Source organism: Nocardioides sp. (assembly GCF_036493135.1).
Lineage (GTDB): Bacteria > Actinomycetota > Actinomycetes > Propionibacteriales > Nocardioidaceae > Nocardioides.
In genome coordinates this window covers 1-17,735 of sequence record NZ_DASXQG010000001.1, presented here as the reverse complement: position 1 = coordinate 17,735, position 17,735 = coordinate 1, and the positions used below count along the sequence as shown (strand labels likewise).

21 protein-coding genes and 1 pseudogene are annotated in these 17,735 nt (G+C 70.6%); 19 read left to right on the top strand and 3 right to left on the bottom strand.

Annotated elements, in window-relative coordinates; genetic code table 11:
* Positions 1-52 precede the first annotated feature (52 nt).
* The 5 genes from VGJ24_RS00110 (at position 53) to VGJ24_RS00090 (ending at position 6,167) form a co-directional block, all read left to right on the top strand.
* Positions 53-1,363: an ammonium transporter gene (locus VGJ24_RS00110; RefSeq protein ID WP_331498396.1), complete on the top strand. Its 1,311-nt coding sequence runs from the start codon at positions 53-55 to the stop codon at positions 1,361-1,363.
* Positions 1,360-1,698 carry a P-II family nitrogen regulator gene (locus VGJ24_RS00105; protein WP_331498395.1) on the top strand — a complete coding sequence of 113 codons (339 nt, stop codon included), beginning with the start codon at positions 1,360-1,362 and terminating at the stop codon, positions 1,696-1,698. The genes VGJ24_RS00110 and VGJ24_RS00105 overlap by 4 nt, the downstream gene beginning before the upstream one ends.
* Positions 1,682-3,904, top strand: a complete 2,223-nt coding sequence (locus VGJ24_RS00100; RefSeq protein WP_331498394.1) for a [protein-PII] uridylyltransferase — start codon at positions 1,682-1,684, stop codon at positions 3,902-3,904. The genes VGJ24_RS00105 and VGJ24_RS00100 overlap by 17 nt, the downstream gene beginning before the upstream one ends.
* Before the next feature lie 137 nt (positions 3,905-4,041).
* Complete coding sequence (gene ffh / locus VGJ24_RS00095) at positions 4,042-5,610, top strand: signal recognition particle protein (RefSeq protein ID WP_331498393.1); 1,569 nt, start codon at positions 4,042-4,044, stop codon at positions 5,608-5,610.
* Between the two features lie 197 nt (positions 5,611-5,807).
* Positions 5,808-6,167: a hypothetical protein gene (locus VGJ24_RS00090; protein WP_331498392.1), complete on the top strand. Its 360-nt coding sequence runs from the start codon at positions 5,808-5,810 to the stop codon at positions 6,165-6,167.
* A gap of 27 nt (positions 6,168-6,194) precedes the next feature.
* Here VGJ24_RS00090 and VGJ24_RS00085 read toward each other — a convergent pair whose 3' ends face one another.
* Complete coding sequence (locus VGJ24_RS00085; protein ID WP_331498391.1) at positions 6,195-7,361, bottom strand: ROK family protein; 1,167 nt, start codon at positions 7,359-7,361, stop codon at positions 6,195-6,197.
* Between the two features lie 67 nt (positions 7,362-7,428).
* Between VGJ24_RS00085 and VGJ24_RS00080 the strand changes: the two genes are divergently transcribed.
* Positions 7,429-7,626, top strand: a complete 198-nt coding sequence (locus tag VGJ24_RS00080; protein WP_331498390.1) for a glycoside hydrolase family 3 C-terminal domain-containing protein — start codon at positions 7,429-7,431, stop codon at positions 7,624-7,626.
* Between the two features lie 18 nt (positions 7,627-7,644).
* On the opposite strand, the gene VGJ24_RS00075 is transcribed toward VGJ24_RS00080, so the two are convergent.
* Positions 7,645-8,244 carry a GtrA family protein gene (locus tag VGJ24_RS00075; RefSeq protein WP_331498451.1) on the bottom strand — a complete coding sequence of 200 codons (600 nt, stop codon included), beginning with the start codon at positions 8,242-8,244 and terminating at the stop codon, positions 7,645-7,647.
* Positions 8,245-8,306: 62 nt separating this feature from the next.
* On the opposite strand from VGJ24_RS00075, the gene VGJ24_RS00070 reads away from it, so the two are divergent.
* The 11 genes and pseudogenes from VGJ24_RS00070 to VGJ24_RS00020 all read left to right on the top strand — a co-directional run bounded on the left by VGJ24_RS00070 (position 8,307) and on the right by VGJ24_RS00020 (position 15,544).
* Entirely contained in the window at positions 8,307-9,377 is a 1,071-nt protein-coding gene (locus tag VGJ24_RS00070) for an amidohydrolase family protein (protein ID WP_331498389.1), read from the top strand.
* Entirely contained in the window at positions 9,374-10,129 is a 756-nt protein-coding gene (locus VGJ24_RS00065) for a putative protein N(5)-glutamine methyltransferase (protein WP_331498388.1), read from the top strand. Before VGJ24_RS00070 ends, VGJ24_RS00065 begins: the two co-directional genes overlap by 4 nt.
* Positions 10,130-10,320: 191 nt before the next feature.
* Entirely contained in the window at positions 10,321-10,917 is a 597-nt protein-coding gene (gene rpsP / locus VGJ24_RS00060) for a 30S ribosomal protein S16 (protein WP_331498387.1), read from the top strand.
* Positions 10,918-10,919: 2 nt separating this feature from the next.
* Positions 10,920-11,162, top strand: coding sequence for an RNA-binding protein (locus VGJ24_RS00055; protein ID WP_331498386.1), 243 nt, complete (start codon positions 10,920-10,922; stop codon positions 11,160-11,162).
* Positions 11,163-11,326: 164 nt separating this feature from the next.
* A complete protein-coding gene (gene rimM / locus VGJ24_RS00050; protein ID WP_331498385.1) occupies positions 11,327-11,884 on the top strand; it encodes a ribosome maturation factor RimM in 558 nt (185 codons plus the stop codon).
* Between the two features lie 18 nt (positions 11,885-11,902).
* A pseudogene (gene trmD, locus VGJ24_RS00045) lies at positions 11,903-12,574 on the top strand (tRNA (guanosine(37)-N1)-methyltransferase TrmD); the annotation flags it as partial.
* Positions 12,575-12,706: 132 nt separating this feature from the next.
* A complete protein-coding gene (locus VGJ24_RS00040; protein WP_331498450.1) occupies positions 12,707-13,072 on the top strand; it encodes a GNAT family N-acetyltransferase in 366 nt (121 codons plus the stop codon).
* A gap of 203 nt (positions 13,073-13,275) precedes the next feature.
* Complete coding sequence (gene rplS / locus VGJ24_RS00035; protein ID WP_331498384.1) at positions 13,276-13,626, top strand: 50S ribosomal protein L19; 351 nt, start codon at positions 13,276-13,278, stop codon at positions 13,624-13,626.
* Between the two features lie 45 nt (positions 13,627-13,671).
* Positions 13,672-14,469 (top strand): signal peptidase I, encoded by a 798-nt coding sequence (gene lepB, locus VGJ24_RS00030; RefSeq protein WP_331498383.1) that lies wholly within the window; start codon positions 13,672-13,674, stop codon positions 14,467-14,469.
* The gene (locus VGJ24_RS00025) at positions 14,466-15,239 is read left to right on the top strand and encodes a ribonuclease HII (protein WP_331498382.1); all 774 of its coding nucleotides are present in this window, start codon (positions 14,466-14,468) and stop codon (positions 15,237-15,239) included. The genes lepB and VGJ24_RS00025 overlap by 4 nt, the downstream gene beginning before the upstream one ends.
* Complete coding sequence (locus tag VGJ24_RS00020) at positions 15,236-15,544, top strand: DUF2469 domain-containing protein (RefSeq protein WP_331498381.1); 309 nt, start codon at positions 15,236-15,238, stop codon at positions 15,542-15,544. The genes VGJ24_RS00025 and VGJ24_RS00020 overlap by 4 nt, the downstream gene beginning before the upstream one ends.
* A gap of 6 nt (positions 15,545-15,550) precedes the next feature.
* On the opposite strand, the gene VGJ24_RS00015 is transcribed toward VGJ24_RS00020, so the two are convergent.
* A complete protein-coding gene (locus VGJ24_RS00015; RefSeq protein WP_331498380.1) occupies positions 15,551-16,489 on the bottom strand; it encodes a hypothetical protein in 939 nt (312 codons plus the stop codon).
* Positions 16,490-16,699: 210 nt separating this feature from the next.
* Here VGJ24_RS00015 and VGJ24_RS00010 point away from each other — a divergent pair, with 210 nt between their 5' ends.
* Positions 16,700-17,197, top strand: coding sequence for a TadE/TadG family type IV pilus assembly protein (locus VGJ24_RS00010; RefSeq protein ID WP_331498379.1), 498 nt, complete (start codon positions 16,700-16,702; stop codon positions 17,195-17,197).
* The coding region (locus VGJ24_RS00005; RefSeq protein WP_331498378.1) for a TadE/TadG family type IV pilus assembly protein at positions 17,194-17,735 on the top strand (542 nt) is incomplete at its 3' end. The genes VGJ24_RS00010 and VGJ24_RS00005, both read left to right, overlap by 4 nt.

Sequence of the window (17,735 nt, the reverse complement as noted above, 5' to 3'; positions counted from 1 at the left end):
GGCCGAAGGCGTCCGTGGGGGCCCACCGTCCCGCACCACACGTGGAGGTTCCATGGACGGCTACTACGCCTGGATGATCGTGGCCACGGCTCTCGTCCTGATGATGACCACGCCGGCGCTCGCCCTGTTCTACGGCGGCATGACCCGGTCGAAGTCCGTGCTCAACATGATGATGATGTCGTACGTCGCGATGGCCGTGGTCGGCATCGTCTACGTGCTCTGGGGCTGGTCGGAGTCCTTCGGCCCGAAGAGCCTCGCGGGCGGCCTGTTCGCCGACCCGTTCACCCTGTTCGGCCTCAAGGACGTCGAGTGGGGCTCGTACGTCGCGGTCTGCTTCCAGCTCACCTTCGCGGTGATCACGGCAGCGCTGATCTCCGGCGCCATCGCCGACCGGGTGAAGCTGTCGTCGTGGGTGGTGTTCCTGCCGCTCTGGGTCACCCTGTGCTACTTCCCGCTCGCCCACATGGTCTGGGGCGGGGGCTGGATCTCCACGCACCTCGCGGCGCAGGACTACGCGGGCGGCACGGTGGTGCACATCAACGCCGGTGTCGCGGGAGGCGTGCTCGCGCTGATCATCGGCCGCCGGATCGGGTTCGGGCGCGACCCGATGAAGCCGCACAACCTGACCCTGACGATGATCGGCGCCGGCCTGCTGTGGTTCGGCTGGTACGGCTTCAACGTCGGCTCGATCGTGCTCACCGGCGACACCGCGGCCGCGAACACCCGCCAGTTCATGACCGAGACCGGGGTGACCTTCCTCAACACCACCGTCGCCACGATGGCCGCGATGCTGGCCTGGCTGGCGATGGAGCGAGTCATGCATGGCAAGGCCACCTCGCTCGGCGCGGCCTCGGGCATCGTCGCCGGCCTGGTCGCGATCACGCCGTCCTGCGGTGCGGTGAACGTCGTGGGCGCCATCGCGATCGGCGCGGTCGCCGGACTCGCCTGTGCGTATGCCGTCGGCCTGAAGTTCAGGCTCGACCTCGACGACTCGCTCGACGTCGTCGGCGTACACCTCGTGGGCGGCGTCGTCGGCACCGTGCTGATCGGCTTCCTGTCCACGTCGGCAGCGCCCGGGGGCATCGACGGCCTGTTCTACGGCGGCGGGCTCACCTCGCTCGGCCATCAGGCGGGCGCGGCCGGGATCTCGATCGTCTGGACAGGTGTGTTCACGACGGTGATCGGGTTCGCGATCAAGTACACGATCGGGTGGCGGGTCGCCGAGGACGACGAGGTCGACGGCATCGACTTCGCCGAGCACGGCGAGTCGGCGTACGACCTCGACGGGCGCTCGGGTGGCGTCCGAACGCCGGTCCCCACCGCGCACGTGAAGACCCCCGCCCCGGAAGGAGCGCTGGCATGAAGCTCGTCACCGCGGTGATCAAGCCGCACAAGTGGGAAGAGGTCCGCGAGGCGCTGGAGACCTTCGGGGTCACCGGGATGACCGTCTCGGAGGTCAGCGGTTACGGACGGCAGAAGGGGCACACCGAGGTGTACCGCGGGGCGGAGTACGACATCGCCCTGGTCCCCAAGATCCGGATCGAGATCGTCGCGGACGACGGCGACGCCGACGACGTCGTCGGGATCATCGCGAAGACCGCGCAGACCGGGAGGATCGGTGACGGCAAGGTCTGGGTCACGCCGGTGGAGACGGTGGTCCGGGTCCGCACCGGCGATCGGGATGCCGCTGCTCTCTGACGGCCCCGGCGACCGCCGAGGGCGTGCCGACGCTGCGGACGCGTTGTGCGTCGGTGCGTTCGACGCGGCCGACGCGCCGGAGTCCGGGTGCGCGCTGGTCGCGGTCGGGGGGTACGGGCGCCGCGAGCTGGCGCCGTACTCCGACCTGGACGTCGTCCTGGTCCACGAGGACGACGTCGAGATGGGGGAGGCGGGGGAGCGGGTCTGGTACCCGATCTGGGACTCCGGAGTGCGGCTCGACCACTCCGTCCGCACCGTGTCCCAGATGCTCGAGCAGGCCGGTGCCGACCTCCGGGTCGCGCTCGGCCTGCTCGACCTCCGTCACCTCGCCGGCGACCCGAACCTCACGTTGCGGCTCCGCTCCGACGTCCTCGCGCACTGGCGGCGTACGGCGCGCGAACGGCTCCCCGCGCTGCGCGAGCTGGTCCGCAAGCGGCATGACGTGGTCGGCGAGCTGGCGCATCTGTCGGTGCCCGATCTGAAGGAGGCAGAGGGCGGGCTGCGCGACGCGACCGTGCTCACCGCGTTGGTCGCAACGTGGCTGGTTGACGTGCCGCACGTCGACCTCGAGCGCTCGCGCCTCGCCCTGCTCGACGTGCGCGACGCCCTCCACGACGTCGCCGGCCGGGCGACCGACCGCGTCGCGCCCGAGCTCTGGGATGACCTCGCCGAGCGGCTCGCGCTGGACGACGACGGGGCCGCCCAACGTCAGGTGCGGGAGCTCGGGCGCCGGATCACCCATCTCTCGCGGCTGACCTGGCGGCGGGTGGACGGGGTCCTGGACCGGCCCGCGTCCGCGCGCGCCGTACGCCGGCCGGAGCTGGTGCCGGTCGAGACGGGGATCGCGCTGGCGGGTGCCGAGGTCGTGCTCACCCGCGAGGCGAGGCCGGGCGCCGATCCCACGCTGCTCCTCCGAGCCGCGCGCGTCGCCGCGGAGCGGGACGTCGAGCTGGCACCCGCCACCGCGGCCCGCCTGGTCGCCGACAGCGCCGAGCTGCCCGACCCGTGGCCGACTGCCGCTCGGCAGGCGATGGTCCGGCTGCTCGCCGCCGGGCCGGGGCTGTTGCCGGTCTGGGAGACCCTGGAGGAGACCGGAGCGCTGTCGACGTTCCTGCCTGAGTGGGAACGCATCAGGCTGCTGCCGCACGCCTCCGGGATCCACCGGTTCACCGTCGATCGGCACGTCGTCGAGACCTGCCGGGAGGCATCGAGGCTGATCCGGGACGTCGCGCGTCCCGACGTCCTGCTCGTGGCCGCGCTCCTGCACGACATCGGCAAGGGCGGTCTGACCGAGCACAGCATCGCTGGCGAGCCCCTGGCCCGGTCGATCGCGTGCCGGATGGGCTTCGACGAGGCGGCGGTCGAGCTGGTCGGCGTGCTGGTACGCCGCCACCTCCTGCTCTCCGAGACGGCGACGACGCGTGACCCGGAGGACCCGGCCACCGCGGCGTACCTCGCGGAGCAGGTCGGCTCTGCCGAGGCGCTGGCCCTCCTCCTGGCACTCACCGAGGCGGACGCGCGGGCGACGTCGCCGAAGGCGTGGTCGTCGTGGCGGGCCGGGCTCGTCCGGACGGTCGCGGCACGGACGGCGGCGGTTCTGGGCGAGGCGGCGGCGGTCGAGCAGGTGCCCGAACAGGTGAGCGTCCCGCGTGAGGTACGCCGCGGCGGGACGGCCATCGCGGTGCTGGCGGACGAGGGGGGATCGCGGGTGACCGTGCTGGCCCCCGATCGGGTCGGGCTGCTCGCGGACGCGGCCGCCCTGTTCGCGATGCAGCGCACGTCGATCCGGTCCGCCCGGGCGTGGGCCCAGGACCAGGTCGGGATCTCGGTATGGGAGGTGGCCGAGGAGGATCTCGACGAGAAGGTGCTGCGCCAGCGGTTCGACGCGATCGTTGCGGGCCGGGTCGACCCGTCCGCTCGGCTCACCCGGGACCCGGACCGCGCCGCCCCGTCGGTCGTCGTACACCCGGAGGCATCGGCGCGCTCCACGGTGCTCGAGGTCCGGGCCGCCGACCGGCCGGGCGTCGTCCACCTCGTCTGCGCAGCCCTGGCAGCTCTCGACCTGACCGTCCGCTCCGCCCACGTCGACACCCTCGGCCCCCAGGCGGTCGACGTCTTCTACGTCCAGGAGCAGTCCGCCGGCGCCCTCACCGACACGCGCGCCGCCGAGGCCGCCCACGCCGTACGGGCCGCCTTGAGCGGATAGTCCCTGACATTTCCGTTCGAAATGTTGGTCCAGCCGAACGGAAACGTCAGGGACTACCCCGCCACGACCGGGAAGTCGGACCCACGGGGGAGGCCCGGTTAGGCTGGAAGCCCGCACCAACCCTGACGAGGACTGACTTGTTCGCCACGCTTTCCGACCGGCTCGCCGAGACCTTCAAGAACCTCCGCGGCAAGGGCCGTCTCTCCGAGTCCGACATCGACGCCACCGCGCGCGAGATCCGGATCGCCCTGCTCGAGGCGGACGTCGCGCTGCCGGTGGTGCGCGAGTTCGTGGACGCCGTGAAGGAGCGGGCGCGCGGTGAGGAGGTCAGCCAGGCGCTGAACCCGGCCCAACAGGTCGTCAAGATCGTCAACGAGGAGCTCGTCGCCATCCTCGGCGGCGAGACCCGGCGCCTGCGCTACGCCAAGAACCCGCCGACGGTGATCATGCTGGCTGGCCTCCAGGGTTCCGGCAAGACCACGCTGGCGGCGAAGCTCGCGCTCTGGCTCAAGGAGCAGGGCAAGCAGCCGGTGCTGGTCGCCGCGGACCTCCAGCGCCCGAACGCCGTCAACCAGCTCCAGGTGAACGGCGAGCGCGCCGGCGTACCCGTCTACGCGCCGGAGCCCGGCAACGGAGTCGGCGACCCGGTGGAGGTCGCCCGCAGCTCCATCGACGAGGCCCGCCGCAAGTTGTACGACGTCGTCATCGTCGACACCGCGGGCCGCCTCGGCGTCGACGCCGAGATGATGCAGCAGGCCGCGGACATCCGCGACGCGGTCAGCCCCGACGAGATCCTCTTCGTCGTCGACGCGATGATCGGTCAGGACGCCGTCACCACGGCACAGGCGTTCCTCGACGGCGTGGGGTACGACGGCGTCGTCCTCACCAAGCTCGACGGCGACGCCCGCGGTGGCGCGGCGTTGTCGATCCGCGGCATCACCGGAAAGCCCGTCATGTTCGCCTCCGCCGGTGAGAAGCTGACCGACTTCGACGTCTTCCACCCCGACCGGATGGCCTCGCGCATCCTCGACATGGGCGACGTGATGACCCTGATCGAGCAGGCCGAGAAGACCTTCGACCAGGACCAGGCCCTCAAGGCGGCCGAGAAGCTCACCACCGGCGGCGACTTCACCCTCGACGACTTCCTCGAGCAGATGCAACAGGTCCGCAAGCTCGGCTCCATGTCGAAGATCATGGGCATGCTGCCGGGAATGGGGCAGTTCCGCGACCAGCTGGAGAACTTCGACGAGCGCGAGATCGACCGGATCCAGGCGATCATCCAGTCGATGACGCCCGCGGAGCGCGCCAACCCCAAGATGATCGACGGCTCTCGTCGGGCCCGCATCGCCAAGGGCGCGGGCCGCCAGGTCTCCGACGTGAACAGCCTGGTCGACCGGTTCTTCGAGGCGCGCAAGATGATGCAGTCCTTTGCCAAGGGCGGCGGGATGCCCGGCGTTCCCGGCATGCCCGGCATGGCCTCGGGCGGCAAGCGCGGTCGCGCCAAGCAGGCCGCCAAGAACAAGTCCGGCAAGGGCCGTCGCGTCAGCGGCAACCCCGCCAAGGCCGCTGCCCAGGCCAAGGCGGCCGGGGAGAAGGCGACCTCAGAGGGCAACCCGTTCGGCAACCCCGACGGCGAGGAGATCGACTACGAGAAGGCGGCAGCGGCTCTCGACCTGCCCAAGGACTTCTCCAAGTACCTCAAGTAGCCGCCGAAGGGGGACCTCTCCGCAACCCAGGTGGGAGCTCTCCGCAGACGAGGGAGGAGTCCTCCGCTGCCGAGACGGCGGTTCTCCACGGTGGGAGGCGGGACAAGCCCCACCTCGGCCGGGACAAGCCCCACCTCGGCCCAGGACAAACCCCACCTCGGCCCGGGACAAGCCCCACCTCGGCGTAGGGTCGGTTCGTGGTCCTGGTCGTCGACGGCGCGAACGTCGTCGGGGCGCGCCCGGACGGGTGGTGGAAGGACCGCGCCGGTGCTGCGCAACGGCTGCACGAGCGGCTGGTCACCGCCGACCTGGACGGCGACATCGTGCTGGTCCTCGAGGGCGCGGCGAAGGCCGGTGTGCCCGTCGGTCGTGACGGGCATGTCACGGTCGTCCACGCCCCGAAGGACGGCGACGCCGAGATCGTCCGACAGGCCCACCGAGCCGCCGACGCCGGGAACGACGTGACCGTCGTGACCGCCGATCGGCTGCTGGCCGCCCGGGTCGCGAAGGCCGGCGCGATCGTGGGCCCGACCTGGCTGCTCGACCGACTCGGGTAGAAGCCGCGGCTGAAGGCCCAGTCGGCGTCAGGCGACCTCGACGGCCCGGCTGATCGCCAGGGCCAGCGAACCGATCAGCTCGGCCCGACCACCGAACTTTCCGGACACCACCTCGCACCTTGCGGCGGCCTCGGGGTGGGCGTACCGGTCGACGCCGTCGCGGATCGCGGCCACCAGCGTCGGCGAGGCGCCGAGCGAGCCGCCGACCACGACCCTGGCCGGGTTCAGCGTGGTGCAGACGCCGGCGAGCACCCGACCGACCGTGTGCCCTGCGTCGGTCAGCACTCGACGTACGGCCGTCTCCCCGACGGCGTCCAGCCTCAGCAGCCCCGGGAGATCGAGGTCCGCGGCGTACACCGGCCGCAGGGTCTCCAGCAGCCGCCGCGTCGAGACCTCGGTCTCCAGGCAGCCGCGGCTCCCGCAGCGGCAGACGTCGCCACCCTCACGCGCGAGCACGTGCCCGACCTCGCCGGCCAGACCAGTGGCGCCGCGATGCAGGCGCCCCCCGAGCACGAGTCCGGCGCCGACGCCGCTGGCCAGCTTGACGTAGAGCAGGTCGGCGACGCCGCGACCGGCCCCGTGCTGATGCTCGGCCATGGCGCCGAGGTTGGCGTCGTTGTCGACGACCACGGGCAGGCCGATCCGGGTGGCCAGCTCGTCGGCCGGCGCCAGCTCGTGCCATCCGGGCAGTACGGCGTGGTCGACCCGCGCCGAGCGGCGGTCGATGGGCGCGGGCACGCAGAGCCCGACCATGAGCAGCTCGGTGGCCGGGACGCCCGCCTCGTCGGCCGCACGGCGTACCAGGTCGGCGGCGATGTCGAGCGTCGCGTTGCCGTGCGGGTCGGCGTCGGTCTGGGTCTCGACCTCGGCCAGGATCTTCGCGCTCCGGTCGGACACGGCGACCCGCACGTGCCGGTGTCCGATGTCGACCCCGGCCACCCCGCCGGGCCGGATCGCCAGCGCCACCAGCAGCGGTGGCCGCCCGCTCCCGCCCTTGTACGGCGTGCCGCGGTCCTCGGTCTCGACGACGCGGCCGTTCGCGAGCAGCTCGGTCACCAGGCTTGAGACCGTGGTCCTCGACAGTCCGGACCCGCGGGCGAGGTCGGCGCGACTCTGCGGACCACCCGAACCGAGCAGGGCCGTGATCGCGCGGAGGTTCGAGCCGCGCAACTGGGCCAGGGAATGTCCGGGCACCGGGGCAGCCTAGACCGATTCGTCCCGGAAACGGACTAATCACCGACCTGGGGACTCCGGTAACGCATTGACTCTGACAAAAGTCGAGGCCTGGCTCCCGGACAGCGAGGGTGAGGGTGTCTCGGACACGGTGTTCGGGCGCGCGCCGTACACCGGCAAGCTCCCTGTCACCTGGCCGAAGACCCTCGGCCAGGAGCCGATCAACATCGGCGACGCCCGCTACCACCCGCTCTACCTGTCCGGCTGGGGGCTGCGCACGAGATAAGGACGAGGGAGATCTGCCTCAGACGACGTCTGTCTCGTCCACCCCGAGGTTCTCCAGCTCTCTCTCGGCCGCGGGGTGCGACGGGACGGCGTCGAGGTGGTGGGTGCGCACGGCAGCGAAGGTCCACAGCTTGTTCAGCACGAAAGAGAGCGGCGTGACGACCGCGATCACGATCAGCTGTGCCCAGTAGAGCCGGGTACGGAAGCCGCTGGAGTCGTCGAGCACCCCCGTGGGGAGCGAGATCGGCGAGCCGCGGTGCATGAGCAGGGTGAGCAGGACCAGCCCGATCGCCTGGCCCAGCATGCCGACGGCGAGGAACGGCCAGTACTCCCGCCACCACCCGGAGTGCTTGGAGCTGCGGAAGGTCCACCACCGGTTCAGCTGGAAGTTCCACAGGTTGGCGACCAGGAACGCGATGGTCGAGTACAGGTGGTACCAGCGGACGTGGAACGCCGTCGGGTTGAGCGCGAAGATCGCGGCCTCCGGCTGCGGGCCGAGCCGCTTGACGATGATCAGCACGACCAGGTTGACGACCACGCCCGTGCCACCGACGAGGGCGAACCGCCCGAACTGCAGCGCGTTACGCCCGTGCCTGCGCAGCGCGTCGGTCCGGGTCATGCTCACGTCGCGTGAGCGTAGGCCACGTCTCCCAATCCGACGCTGCCGGTAGCGTCCCGACCATGTCCACACTGCGGTTCCGCGGCCCGGTCCTGCCCGACGGCGAGGCGCGCGACCTGTACGTCGTCGACGGCCGGATCACGCTCGAACCGGTCGCCGGTGCCGAGACGGCAGCCGAGGGCTGGATCATCCCGGGACTGGTCGACGCCCACTGTCACCTCGGGCTCGACGCGCACGGTGCCGTCGACGAGGAGACCACCGAGCAGCAGGCGCTGGCGGACCGCGACGCCGGCTCGCTCCTGCTGCGCGACTGCGGATCGCCCGCCGACACCCGGTGGGTCCACGATCGCGACGACCTGCCGCGGCTGATCCGCTGCGGCCGGCACATCGCGCGCACGCGCCGTTACATCCGCAACTTCGCTCACGAGATCGAGCCCGGCGACCTCACGACGTACGTCGCACAGGAGGCGCGTGCGGGCGACGGGTGGGTCAAGCTGGTCGGCGACTGGATCTCCCGGGAGGAGGGCGACCTTTCGCCGTCGTTCCCCGCCGACGCGTTCGCCGCGGCGATCGCGACCGCGCACGACCACGGGGCCCGGGTCACCGCCCACTGCTTCGGGGAGACGGTGCTCCCAGGGCTGGTCGAGGCGGGCATCGACTGCATCGAGCACGGCACCGGCCTGACCACCGACCTGGTCGAGACCATGGCTGCGCGAGGCACGGCGCTGGTGCCGACGGCCCACCAGCTGAACAACTTCCCGATGTACGCGGAGCAGGGTGCCGAGAGGTTCCCGGCTTACGCCGACCACATGCTCGACCTGCACGCGCGACGACGCGAGACCATCATGGCGGCCTACGAGGCGGGGGTCGCGATCTTCGCCGGCACCGACGCCGGGGGCGTGCTGCCCCACGGACTGATCGCCGACGAGGTGGCCGAGCTCGCGTCGTACGGCATGCCGACGGAGTACGCCCTCGGCGCCGCCAGCTGGCGTGCGCGCGAGTGGCTCGGGTGGAACGCCGGCCTCGAGGAGGGCGCCCCCGCGGACTTCGTGGTCTACCCCCGCGACCCACGCGCGGACCTCTCGGTGCTCCGGGAGCCGACGGCCGTCGTCCTCCGCGGGCAGGTCGTGTGAACGGGCCCCAGCTCGTCGCCGCCCTGCGTTCGGCGGGGTGCGTGTTCGCCGAGGACGAGGCGCGGGTGCTGATCGACGAGGCGACGTCACCGGCCGAGCTGATGGCGTGGACGGCGAGACGGATGGCGGGGGAGCCGCTCGAGCAGGTCGTCGGCTGGGCGTCGTTCGCGGGGTTGCGCATCGCCGTCGACCCCGGTGTGTTCGTGCCTCGGCGGCGCAGCGAGCTGCTCGTGTCGGTGGCGAGCCGTGAGCCGGCCGGCGTCGTGGTCGACCTCTGCTGCGGGACGGGCGCCCTCGGGGCGGCTCTGTCGGCGCGGTGGCCGGAGGCAGAGGTGCACGCCGCCGACAGCGATCCGGCCGCGGTCGCCTGCGCCCGCCGTAACCTGCCGGCCGAGCGGGTCCATGAGGGCGACCTGTATGACGCGCTCCCGGACGACCTGCGCGGGCGCGTGGACCTGCTGGTGGTCAACGCGCCCTACGTCCCGACCGAGGCGATCGCGACGATGCCGCGCGAGGCCCGCGACCACGAGCACCGTGTCGCACTGGACGGGGGAGCCGACGGGCTCGACGTCCAGCGTCGGGTGGTCGCCGCAGTAGCCGCGTGGCTACGCCCCGGTGGGCGAGTGCTGATCGAGACCAACCGCGCTCAGGCGGACCGGACGGCGGCGCTGCTGAGCTCGGCCGGGCTCTCCCCGTCGGTCGAGACCGACGACGACATCGACGGCACCGTGGTGCTCGGCCGTTGCTGCTAGGAGGGCAGCACGCGTGGACTGTCACGATGCACGATTTCGGTGGATCCGGCAGGGTCTGGCAGAATCGGCGGCTGAGTCTGTCCGGCGCGGTCCCTCTCAACCGCCGCTCGACAGCCCCGAGGCAGGTGCCCGTGTCCCCACGCGGCGTCGACCCTCACCACACACAACGTTTCCGAGGAGACACCACAACCGTGGCCGTCAAGATCCGTCTGAAGCGCATGGGCAAGGTCCGTGCGCCGCACTACCGCATCGTCGTCGTCGACTCCCGCAAGAAGCGCGACGGCAAGGTGCTCGAGGAGATCGGGCTGTACCACCCGAAGGAGGACCCGTCGTACATCCGCGTCGTGTCCGACCGGGCGCAGTACTGGCTCGGCGTCGGCGCCCAGCCCTCCGAGGCCGTCGCCCAGATCCTCAAGATCACCGGCGACTGGCAGAAGTTCAAGGGCTACAAGGTCACCGAGGGCACCCTCAAGGTGGCCGAGCCGAAGCGGGACAAGCTGGAGGTCTTCAACGAGGCCCTCAAGGACGCCGCCAAGGAGCCCAAGGGCGAGGCCGTGACCCGGCGTACGGCGAAGAAGACCGCCGCCAAGAAGGCCGACGCGGCCCCGGCGGAGGAGCCCGCTGCCGAGGCTGCTCCGACGGTCGAGGCTGCCGAGACCCCGGCCACGGCGCAGGCTGAGGAGCCCGCTCCGGTGCCCGCCGACGAGACGCCGGAGGGTGCCGCCGACGCCGCCGAGACGGCCGAGACCGCCGAGGTGGACGCCGACGCCAAGAGCGACGAGGCCTGATCGTGCTGGCCGACGCGCTGGAGCACCTGGTGCGCGGGGTCGTCGACCACCCGGACGACGTCTCCGTGCGCGACAAGCAGACGCGGCGCGGACCGCTGCTCGAGGTCCGGGTGCACCCCGACGACCTCGGCAAGGTGATCGGTCGCAACGGCCGTACCGCCACGGCGTTCCGTACCGTGATCTCGGCCTTGGCCGGCACGGGCGGCTCCAGGATCGACTTCGTCGACGTCGACAAGGGTCGCTGAGCACGTCATTCCGGGTCGTCCGCTTGAGCGGGTGCTAGAGCATCCATTGGCGCGGACGACCCGGAATGCGTTTCCGGTCGTCCGCTTGGGCGGGTGCTAGAGCACCCTGTGAAGCGGACGACCCGCGTCGGGCGCACGCCGTACGTCGCCACTAGCCTGAGGCGGTGGACGAGGCGGAGTCGATCGAGGTCGTGATCGGGCGCATCGGCAAGCCCCACGGCCTCCGCGGCGAGCTGACCGTCGAGGTCCGCACCGACGAGCCGGAGCGCCGCTTCGCCGTGGGTACGACGGTCCGCGCCGAGCGGCCGGGTGGTGCGGCCACCCCCTGGCCCGCGCTCACCGTGACGGCCACCCGATGGCACCAGTCCACCCTGCTGGTGCGCTTCGACGAGGTCCACGACCGCACCGCCGCGGAGTCCGCACGCGGCCTCCTGCTCCACGCGACCGTGCCACCCGACGAGTCACCCGACGATCCCGAGGAGTTCTACGACCACCAGCTGGTCGGTCTGCGCGCGGAGGACCTCGACGGGAGCAGCCTCGGCGAGGTGACGGCGGTCCTGCACGGCGCCCAGGACCTCCTGCAGATCCGCACGCCCGACGGCCGCGACGCGCTCGTCCCCTTTGTCGCCGCGCTGGTGCCGGAGGTCGACCTGGCCGCCGGACGCGTCGTCGTCGCCGACCGGCCCGGCCTGGTCACCGCGTTCCCCGAGGACCTGTCATGAGGCGAGCGTGAGACCGGCATGAGGATCGACGTCGTCACGATCTTCCCCGCCTGGTTCGACTCCCTCGACCTCTCCCTGACCGGCAGGGCCCGCGCGTCGGGGCTGCTCGAGATCGCCGTGCACGACCTCCGCGACTGGACCCACGACCGCCACCGGACGGTCGATGACACCCCGTACGGCGGTGGGGCCGGCATGGTGATGAAGCCGGAGCCGTGGGGCGAGGCCCTGGACCAGGTCCGGGGCGACGGCCGCTCGACCCTGGTCGTGCCGACCCCGAGCGGGACGCCGTTCACCCAGGCGATCGCCCGCGAGCTCGCCGGAGTTGACCACCTGGTGCTCGCGTGCGGTCGGTATGAGGGGATCGACCAGCGCGTGATCGACGACGCGGCCACGACGTACGACGTGCGCGAGCTGTCGCTCGGCGACTTCGTGCTCAACGGGGGAGAGGTGGCCGCGGCGGCGTTCATCGAGGCGGTCGTGCGGCTGCTGCCCGGCTTCATGGGCAACCCGGAGTCGCTCGCCGAGGAGTCCCACGAGGACGGCCTCCTGGAGCACCCCGTCTACACCAAGCCCGCCTCGTGGCGCGGCCGCGACGTACCGGAGGTGCTGCTGTCCGGTGACCATGCCGCCATCGCCGCCTGGCGGCACGCCGAGTCCGTACGCCGTACGGTCGCCCGCCGCCCGGACCTCGCACACCCGGCCGCGTCGGTCGGCCTGGGCGGGCTCGACCTCGAGATCCGGCTCGCGACCCGAGCCGACGCGGGCGAGCTGTTCACGCTGACCCGCGCCTGCTGGCTACAGGAGCTCTGGGCCAACCCGGGGGTGGTCATCCCGGCGCTGGAGGAGTCGTTCGAGGCTGCCGTCCGGGGTGTCGACGAGTGGACGACGTACGTCGCGGTCGCCGGCGGCCGGATCGTCGGATCGACCCGCGGACGGCCGGCCGGCGACGGCACCGTCTGGGACGTCGGGCGGGTGATGGTGGCGCCGGACCTCCAGGGTCGCGGACTCGGCCGTCACCTGCTCGCGCTGGTCGAGGACGCGGCACCCGACGAGGTCACGTCGTACGAGCTCCGGACCGGCGCCCTGAGCGTCGACAACATCCGGATGTACAAGAAGGCCGGGTACCGGCTCCAGGGCCCGGCGCCGGGCCCACCGGGCGCCGTGGTGATGACCAAGCCGCGCCGCTGATTTCCCGGTGCCCGGTGCCGTCTGGCAGACTTGACCCTCGGTCCGTCCGGCCAAACAGGGAGCGCCCCCGTCCTCATCGATCGGTTGCTCCGCACCGGCTCCTGCCACAGGGGGAGCGCGGCGCCGCCGGCCACACGGGTGGACCACCAACTGGAGACACTTTTCCCCACCACGGCTGACCTGTGGCACTCGTGAGGAGAGACATGAGCAACCTCATCACCGACCTCGGTAACGCCGCGAAGCGCGACGACCTCCCGGACTTCCGCGCCGGCGACACCGTCAAGGTCCACGTCAAGGTCACCGAGGGCACTCGCTCCCGCGTCCAGATCTTCCAGGGTGTGGTGATCCGCATCCAGGGTGCCGGCATCGGCCGCACCTTCACTGTCCGCAAGGTCTCCTTCGGCGTCGGTGTCGAGCGCACCTTCCCGCTCCACTCGCCGATCTTCGAGCAGATCGAGATCGTGACCCGCGGTGACGTCCGCCGGGCGAAGCTGTACTACCTGCGCAACCTGCGTGGAAAGGCCGCCAAGATCAAGGAGCGGCGCGAGGCCTGAGCGGGACGCCGGAACCGGGACCACCCACTCGTTAGGCTCACGATCGTGACCGACAACCGCTCCGCCTCCCTCGACGAGTCCGAGCGGGAACCCCTGGAGCCCCCGACGAAGAAGCATCTTCCGCTCTGGCAGGAGACGATCCTCCTGCTCACGATCGCGGTCCTGCTCGCGATCGTGATCAAGGCGTTCTTCGTCCAGGCGTTCTACATCCCGTCGGAGTCCATGGAGCCCGGGCTCGTCAAGAACGACCGGATCCTGGTCGAGAAGACGTCGTACTGGTTCGGCGGTACGCCGCAGCGTGGCGACGTCGTGGTGTTCAAGGACCCCGGCGGCTGGCTCAGCGAGGAGGAGGACGCCGGGCCCGCCAACCCGATCGGCAAGGTGATGGCGAAGATCGGGCTCTACCCGTCGGGCGGTCACCTCGTGAAGCGCGTCATCGGCGTCGCCGGCGACACCATCCACTGCTGTGACAAGAAGGGCCGGATCCTCGTCAACGGCCACCCGCTCGACGAGGACTCCTACATCAAGAACACCCCGGGCATGCCGTGCAACGGCCCGATGACGACCACCTGCAACTGGACCGCCGGTCCGGTGCCCGAGGGCACGGTGTTCGTCATGGGCGACAACCGGGACAACTCCGACGACTCGACCATGCACCTGTGCCAGGGGACCACCAAGGGACCCGACTGCACCGCCGATCCCTTCGTGCCGGTCGACGACGTCGTCGGGAAGGTGTTCGTGCTGCTCTGGCCGCACAGCCGGTTCCACGTGCTGCACCGGCCAGGGGACTTCGCCGGCATTCCCGCACCCACCGCGCCCAGCTCCGGCACCAGCGGACAGTGACCCGCCTGCCCCTGGGAGCAACGGTCCGGCGCGACGCCGGTCTCTACGGCTACGAGCGCGCGCTGCGGCGAGCCGGCATCGAGGTCGTCGCGGGCGTCGACGAGGCGGGCCGTGGCGCGTGCGCCGGGCCGCTGGTCGCCGGGGCGGCGATCCTCAAGCCGGGCAGGTCGGGTGAGATCCCGGGGCTCGCGGACTCCAAGCTGCTCACCGAGAAGGCCAGGGAGCGGTGCTACGCCCACGTGCTCAAGAAGGCGGTCTCCTGGTCGGTCGTGGTGATCGAGTCCGACGAGTGCGACCGGCTCGGCATGCACGTGGCCAACGTCGAGGCGCTCCGCCGCGCGGTCGCCCTGCTCGACGTGCCGCCCGAGTACGTCCTCACCGACGGCTTCCCCGTCGACGGGCTCGGTGTGCCCGGGCTCGCGATGTGGAAGGGCGACCGGGTGGCGGCGTGCATCAGCGCCGCGTCGGTCCTGGCGAAGGTGACCCGCGACCGGATCATGGTGGAGCTCGACCGCGAGCACCCGACGTACGACTTCAAGACGCACAAGGGCTACATCACCGACGTCCACGCCGAGGCGCTCACGACGTATGGACCCTGCCCGCAGCACCGGATGCGGTTCGTGAACGTGCGCCGCGCCGCCGGGCTCGAACCGCTGCCCGACGCTTCGCCGGAAGAGAGCGTTCCCTCCGTGGCTGAGCTGGTCGAGACCACTAGTGTCGGGAGCGCATCGCAGCACGGTCGACGGGGTGAACGAGGAGAGTCAGCATGAGCGCCGAGGATCTCGAGAAGTACGAGACCGAGATGGAGCTGACCCTCTATCGGGAGTATCGCGACGTCGTCGGCATCTTCAAGTACGTCGTGGAGACCGACCGCCGCTTCTACCTGTGCAACCAGGTCGACGTGAAGGCACGGACCGAGTCCGGAGATGTCTTCTTCGAGGTCTCGATGACCGACGCCTGGGTGTGGGACATGTACCGGCCCGCCCGTTTCGCCAAGAACGTCAAGGTGCTGACCTTCAAGGACGTCAACGTCGAAGAGCTCAGCCAGCAGGAGATCGACCCGCCGAAGGCGTGATCACTACTACTTGATGAGTCGGATGAGGTCACCGTCGACGCTGGCCGTCCACGTCGTGGTGTCGTTGACCCCGCCCGGGAACTGCACCTGTAGCCGCCACCAGCAGCCGCCGGCCGGCGGATAGGTGCAGGTGTAGTTGCCCGGGATCGAGATCTTGAGATTCTCGTACTGGCCGTTCCAGCCACTACCGCTGCTCACGTTGGTCAGCTTGCAGCCTGGGATCGCGCCGTTCACCACTCCAGCGCCGGTACAGGTGGCGATCGACGAGCCCAGGTTGGAGTCCAGCGGCGGCAGCACCGTCACCGTGCCTGGCTGGCTGGCGTCACCCACGTCGTAGAAGCCGATGTCGAGCGTCTTGGCGGCGGCCGCCGGGATCACGCGCACGAGGTTGAACGTGGTGTTCGCGCCTGTGTGGTTGGCGTAGATGGACATCGCCTGGAAGCCCGAGATGGACACTGCACCGCGCTGCGTGCCGGTTGCCCGGAGCGCGAAGCGGTTGTTGCCGCTGCCCGCCACCGAGGGGTTGTCGCCGGTCTGGGTGTAGACCTGGTTGTTGTTCTGGTAGCCACCTTGTCCGTCGGACGTTCCTCCGAGCGCGACGTTCGTACGGATCTGCAGGTAGTAGTCCCCGGCCGCAGGCGGGGTGAACGTGCACATGGTCACCCACTGGTGGAAGACCTGCGCGAGGGCGTTGTTGTACGCCGGATCGGTCTTGCGGAGTGCCGCGGCCGTGACCTGGTTCTTCGTGTACCCCGGGTACTGCTTCTCGCAGCCCGAAACCGGGGTGGCGACCTTCGGGTTGTACCTATCCGTCGGATTCCGCAGGGCGTAGGACGTGGTGATGAGCGGAGTGGGGGTGGACGTCGCGTTGTTGACGTCCCGGTGCAGAAGTTGTTGGGAGACGCCGAGATGGGTCCGGAGACCAACACGTACCCGGGCGACCACTACCAGACCCTGGCCTGCGCCAGGAACAACGCCGACGCCCTCAGCGCCAACAAGGCGACCGAGAACGCGCCCAACGGCGGGTCCTTGGCGGAGCCCGGTACATGGGGTAAAGATTCGCCGTTTCGGCAACATGGACTAGTGCACTCGCCTACTCTCAGCCACGCACAGTGACGTGAACTGTGCCCGAGTCCGCACGACGGGCACGGCCCGATGGAGGGGCGGAGTCTACCGATGAGCATGGTGGCCAGGGTGCGGCAACGACGCGACGAGCGGGGTGCCTCGGCTGTCGAGTTCGGCCTCGTCCTCTTCCCGATGCTGTACCTGATCTTCGCCCTCATCCAGTACGGCTGGTACTTCTACGCGATGCAGTCGGGCAGCTCCGCGGTGGGCGACGCCGCGCGGCGGATCGCCGTGGGGAACTGCCAGACGACGAGCCAGGTGCAGGGCGTCATCTATGACCACTTGGGGGCTGCTACCACCGCGTCGTCTGCGGGCGGCATCGCGACCACCATCACCTATGACAAGGCGGATGGGTCTGGGCCGGCGACTTCTCCCGGTGAGATCGGCGGCTCTGTCACGGTGACCGCAACATTCCCGACGTTGAACATGCACTTTCCCTTCATCCCCGTCCCGGGCGGCGGTGACGTGACCCGCACCAACGTCGCACGGATCGAAGACCTCGACTCGGCCCAGGGGACGTGTTCATGACCCGACGGCATCGCGACGAGCGTGGAGCCGTCGCCATCATGGTGGGTCTGTTGTCGGTGGTGCTCTTGTCGATCGCGGCGTTGGGCGTCGACCTCGGGAACGCCTGGGCGCAGAAGCGTCAGGTCCAGGTCGGCAGCGACCTGGCCGCGGAGGCGGGGGCGGGCATCAAGGGTGCGAACCTCCCGGCGTCCAGCACGGTGCACAGCTGCTCCTACGGCGCGGCCGGAGCGCTCCCGACCGACCAGTCGGTCAAGGACATCGCGTCCTATCTGGCGAGCCAGGCGTACCCGGACAACACCGGCGCTGTCTACTCGAGCATGCTCACGACCCTGCCGGCGCAGCTGACCGACTGCAACATGGCCAACGGCGAAGTGGTGTACGGCAACCCGAACTTCAGTGCCGGCGCTTGGCACGTCACCTTCAACAAGAACCAGCTCTCGCTGGTCAGCCCACCCAAGACCGTTGACTTCGGGCTCGCCGGGATCATGGGCTTCCACAGCACGAACGTGGCCGGCGTATCCACGGTCGAGATCAAGTC

What these genes read in the sequence shown, in the direction of transcription:
- VGJ24_RS00020 (WP_331498381.1), top strand. Translation starts at nt 15,236, where the DNA reads ATGAGCGCCGAGGATCTCGAGAAGTACGAGACCGAGATGGAGCTGACC.
- VGJ24_RS00110 (WP_331498396.1), top strand. Translation starts at nt 53, where the DNA reads ATGGACGGCTACTACGCCTGGATGATCGTGGCCACGGCTCTCGTCCTG.
- rplS (WP_331498384.1), top strand. Translation starts at nt 13,276, where the DNA reads ATGAGCAACCTCATCACCGACCTCGGTAACGCCGCGAAGCGCGACGAC.
- VGJ24_RS00105 (WP_331498395.1), top strand. Translation starts at nt 1,360, where the DNA reads ATGAAGCTCGTCACCGCGGTGATCAAGCCGCACAAGTGGGAAGAGGTC.
- VGJ24_RS00010 (WP_331498379.1), top strand. Translation starts at nt 16,700, where the DNA reads ATGGAGGGGCGGAGTCTACCGATGAGCATGGTGGCCAGGGTGCGGCAA.
- VGJ24_RS00100 (WP_331498394.1), top strand. Translation starts at nt 1,682, where the DNA reads ATGCCGCTGCTCTCTGACGGCCCCGGCGACCGCCGAGGGCGTGCCGAC.
- VGJ24_RS00070 (WP_331498389.1), top strand. Translation starts at nt 8,307, where the DNA reads ATGTCCACACTGCGGTTCCGCGGCCCGGTCCTGCCCGACGGCGAGGCG.
- VGJ24_RS00075 (WP_331498451.1), bottom strand. Translation starts at nt 8,244, where the DNA reads ATGACCCGGACCGACGCGCTGCGCAGGCACGGGCGTAACGCGCTGCAG.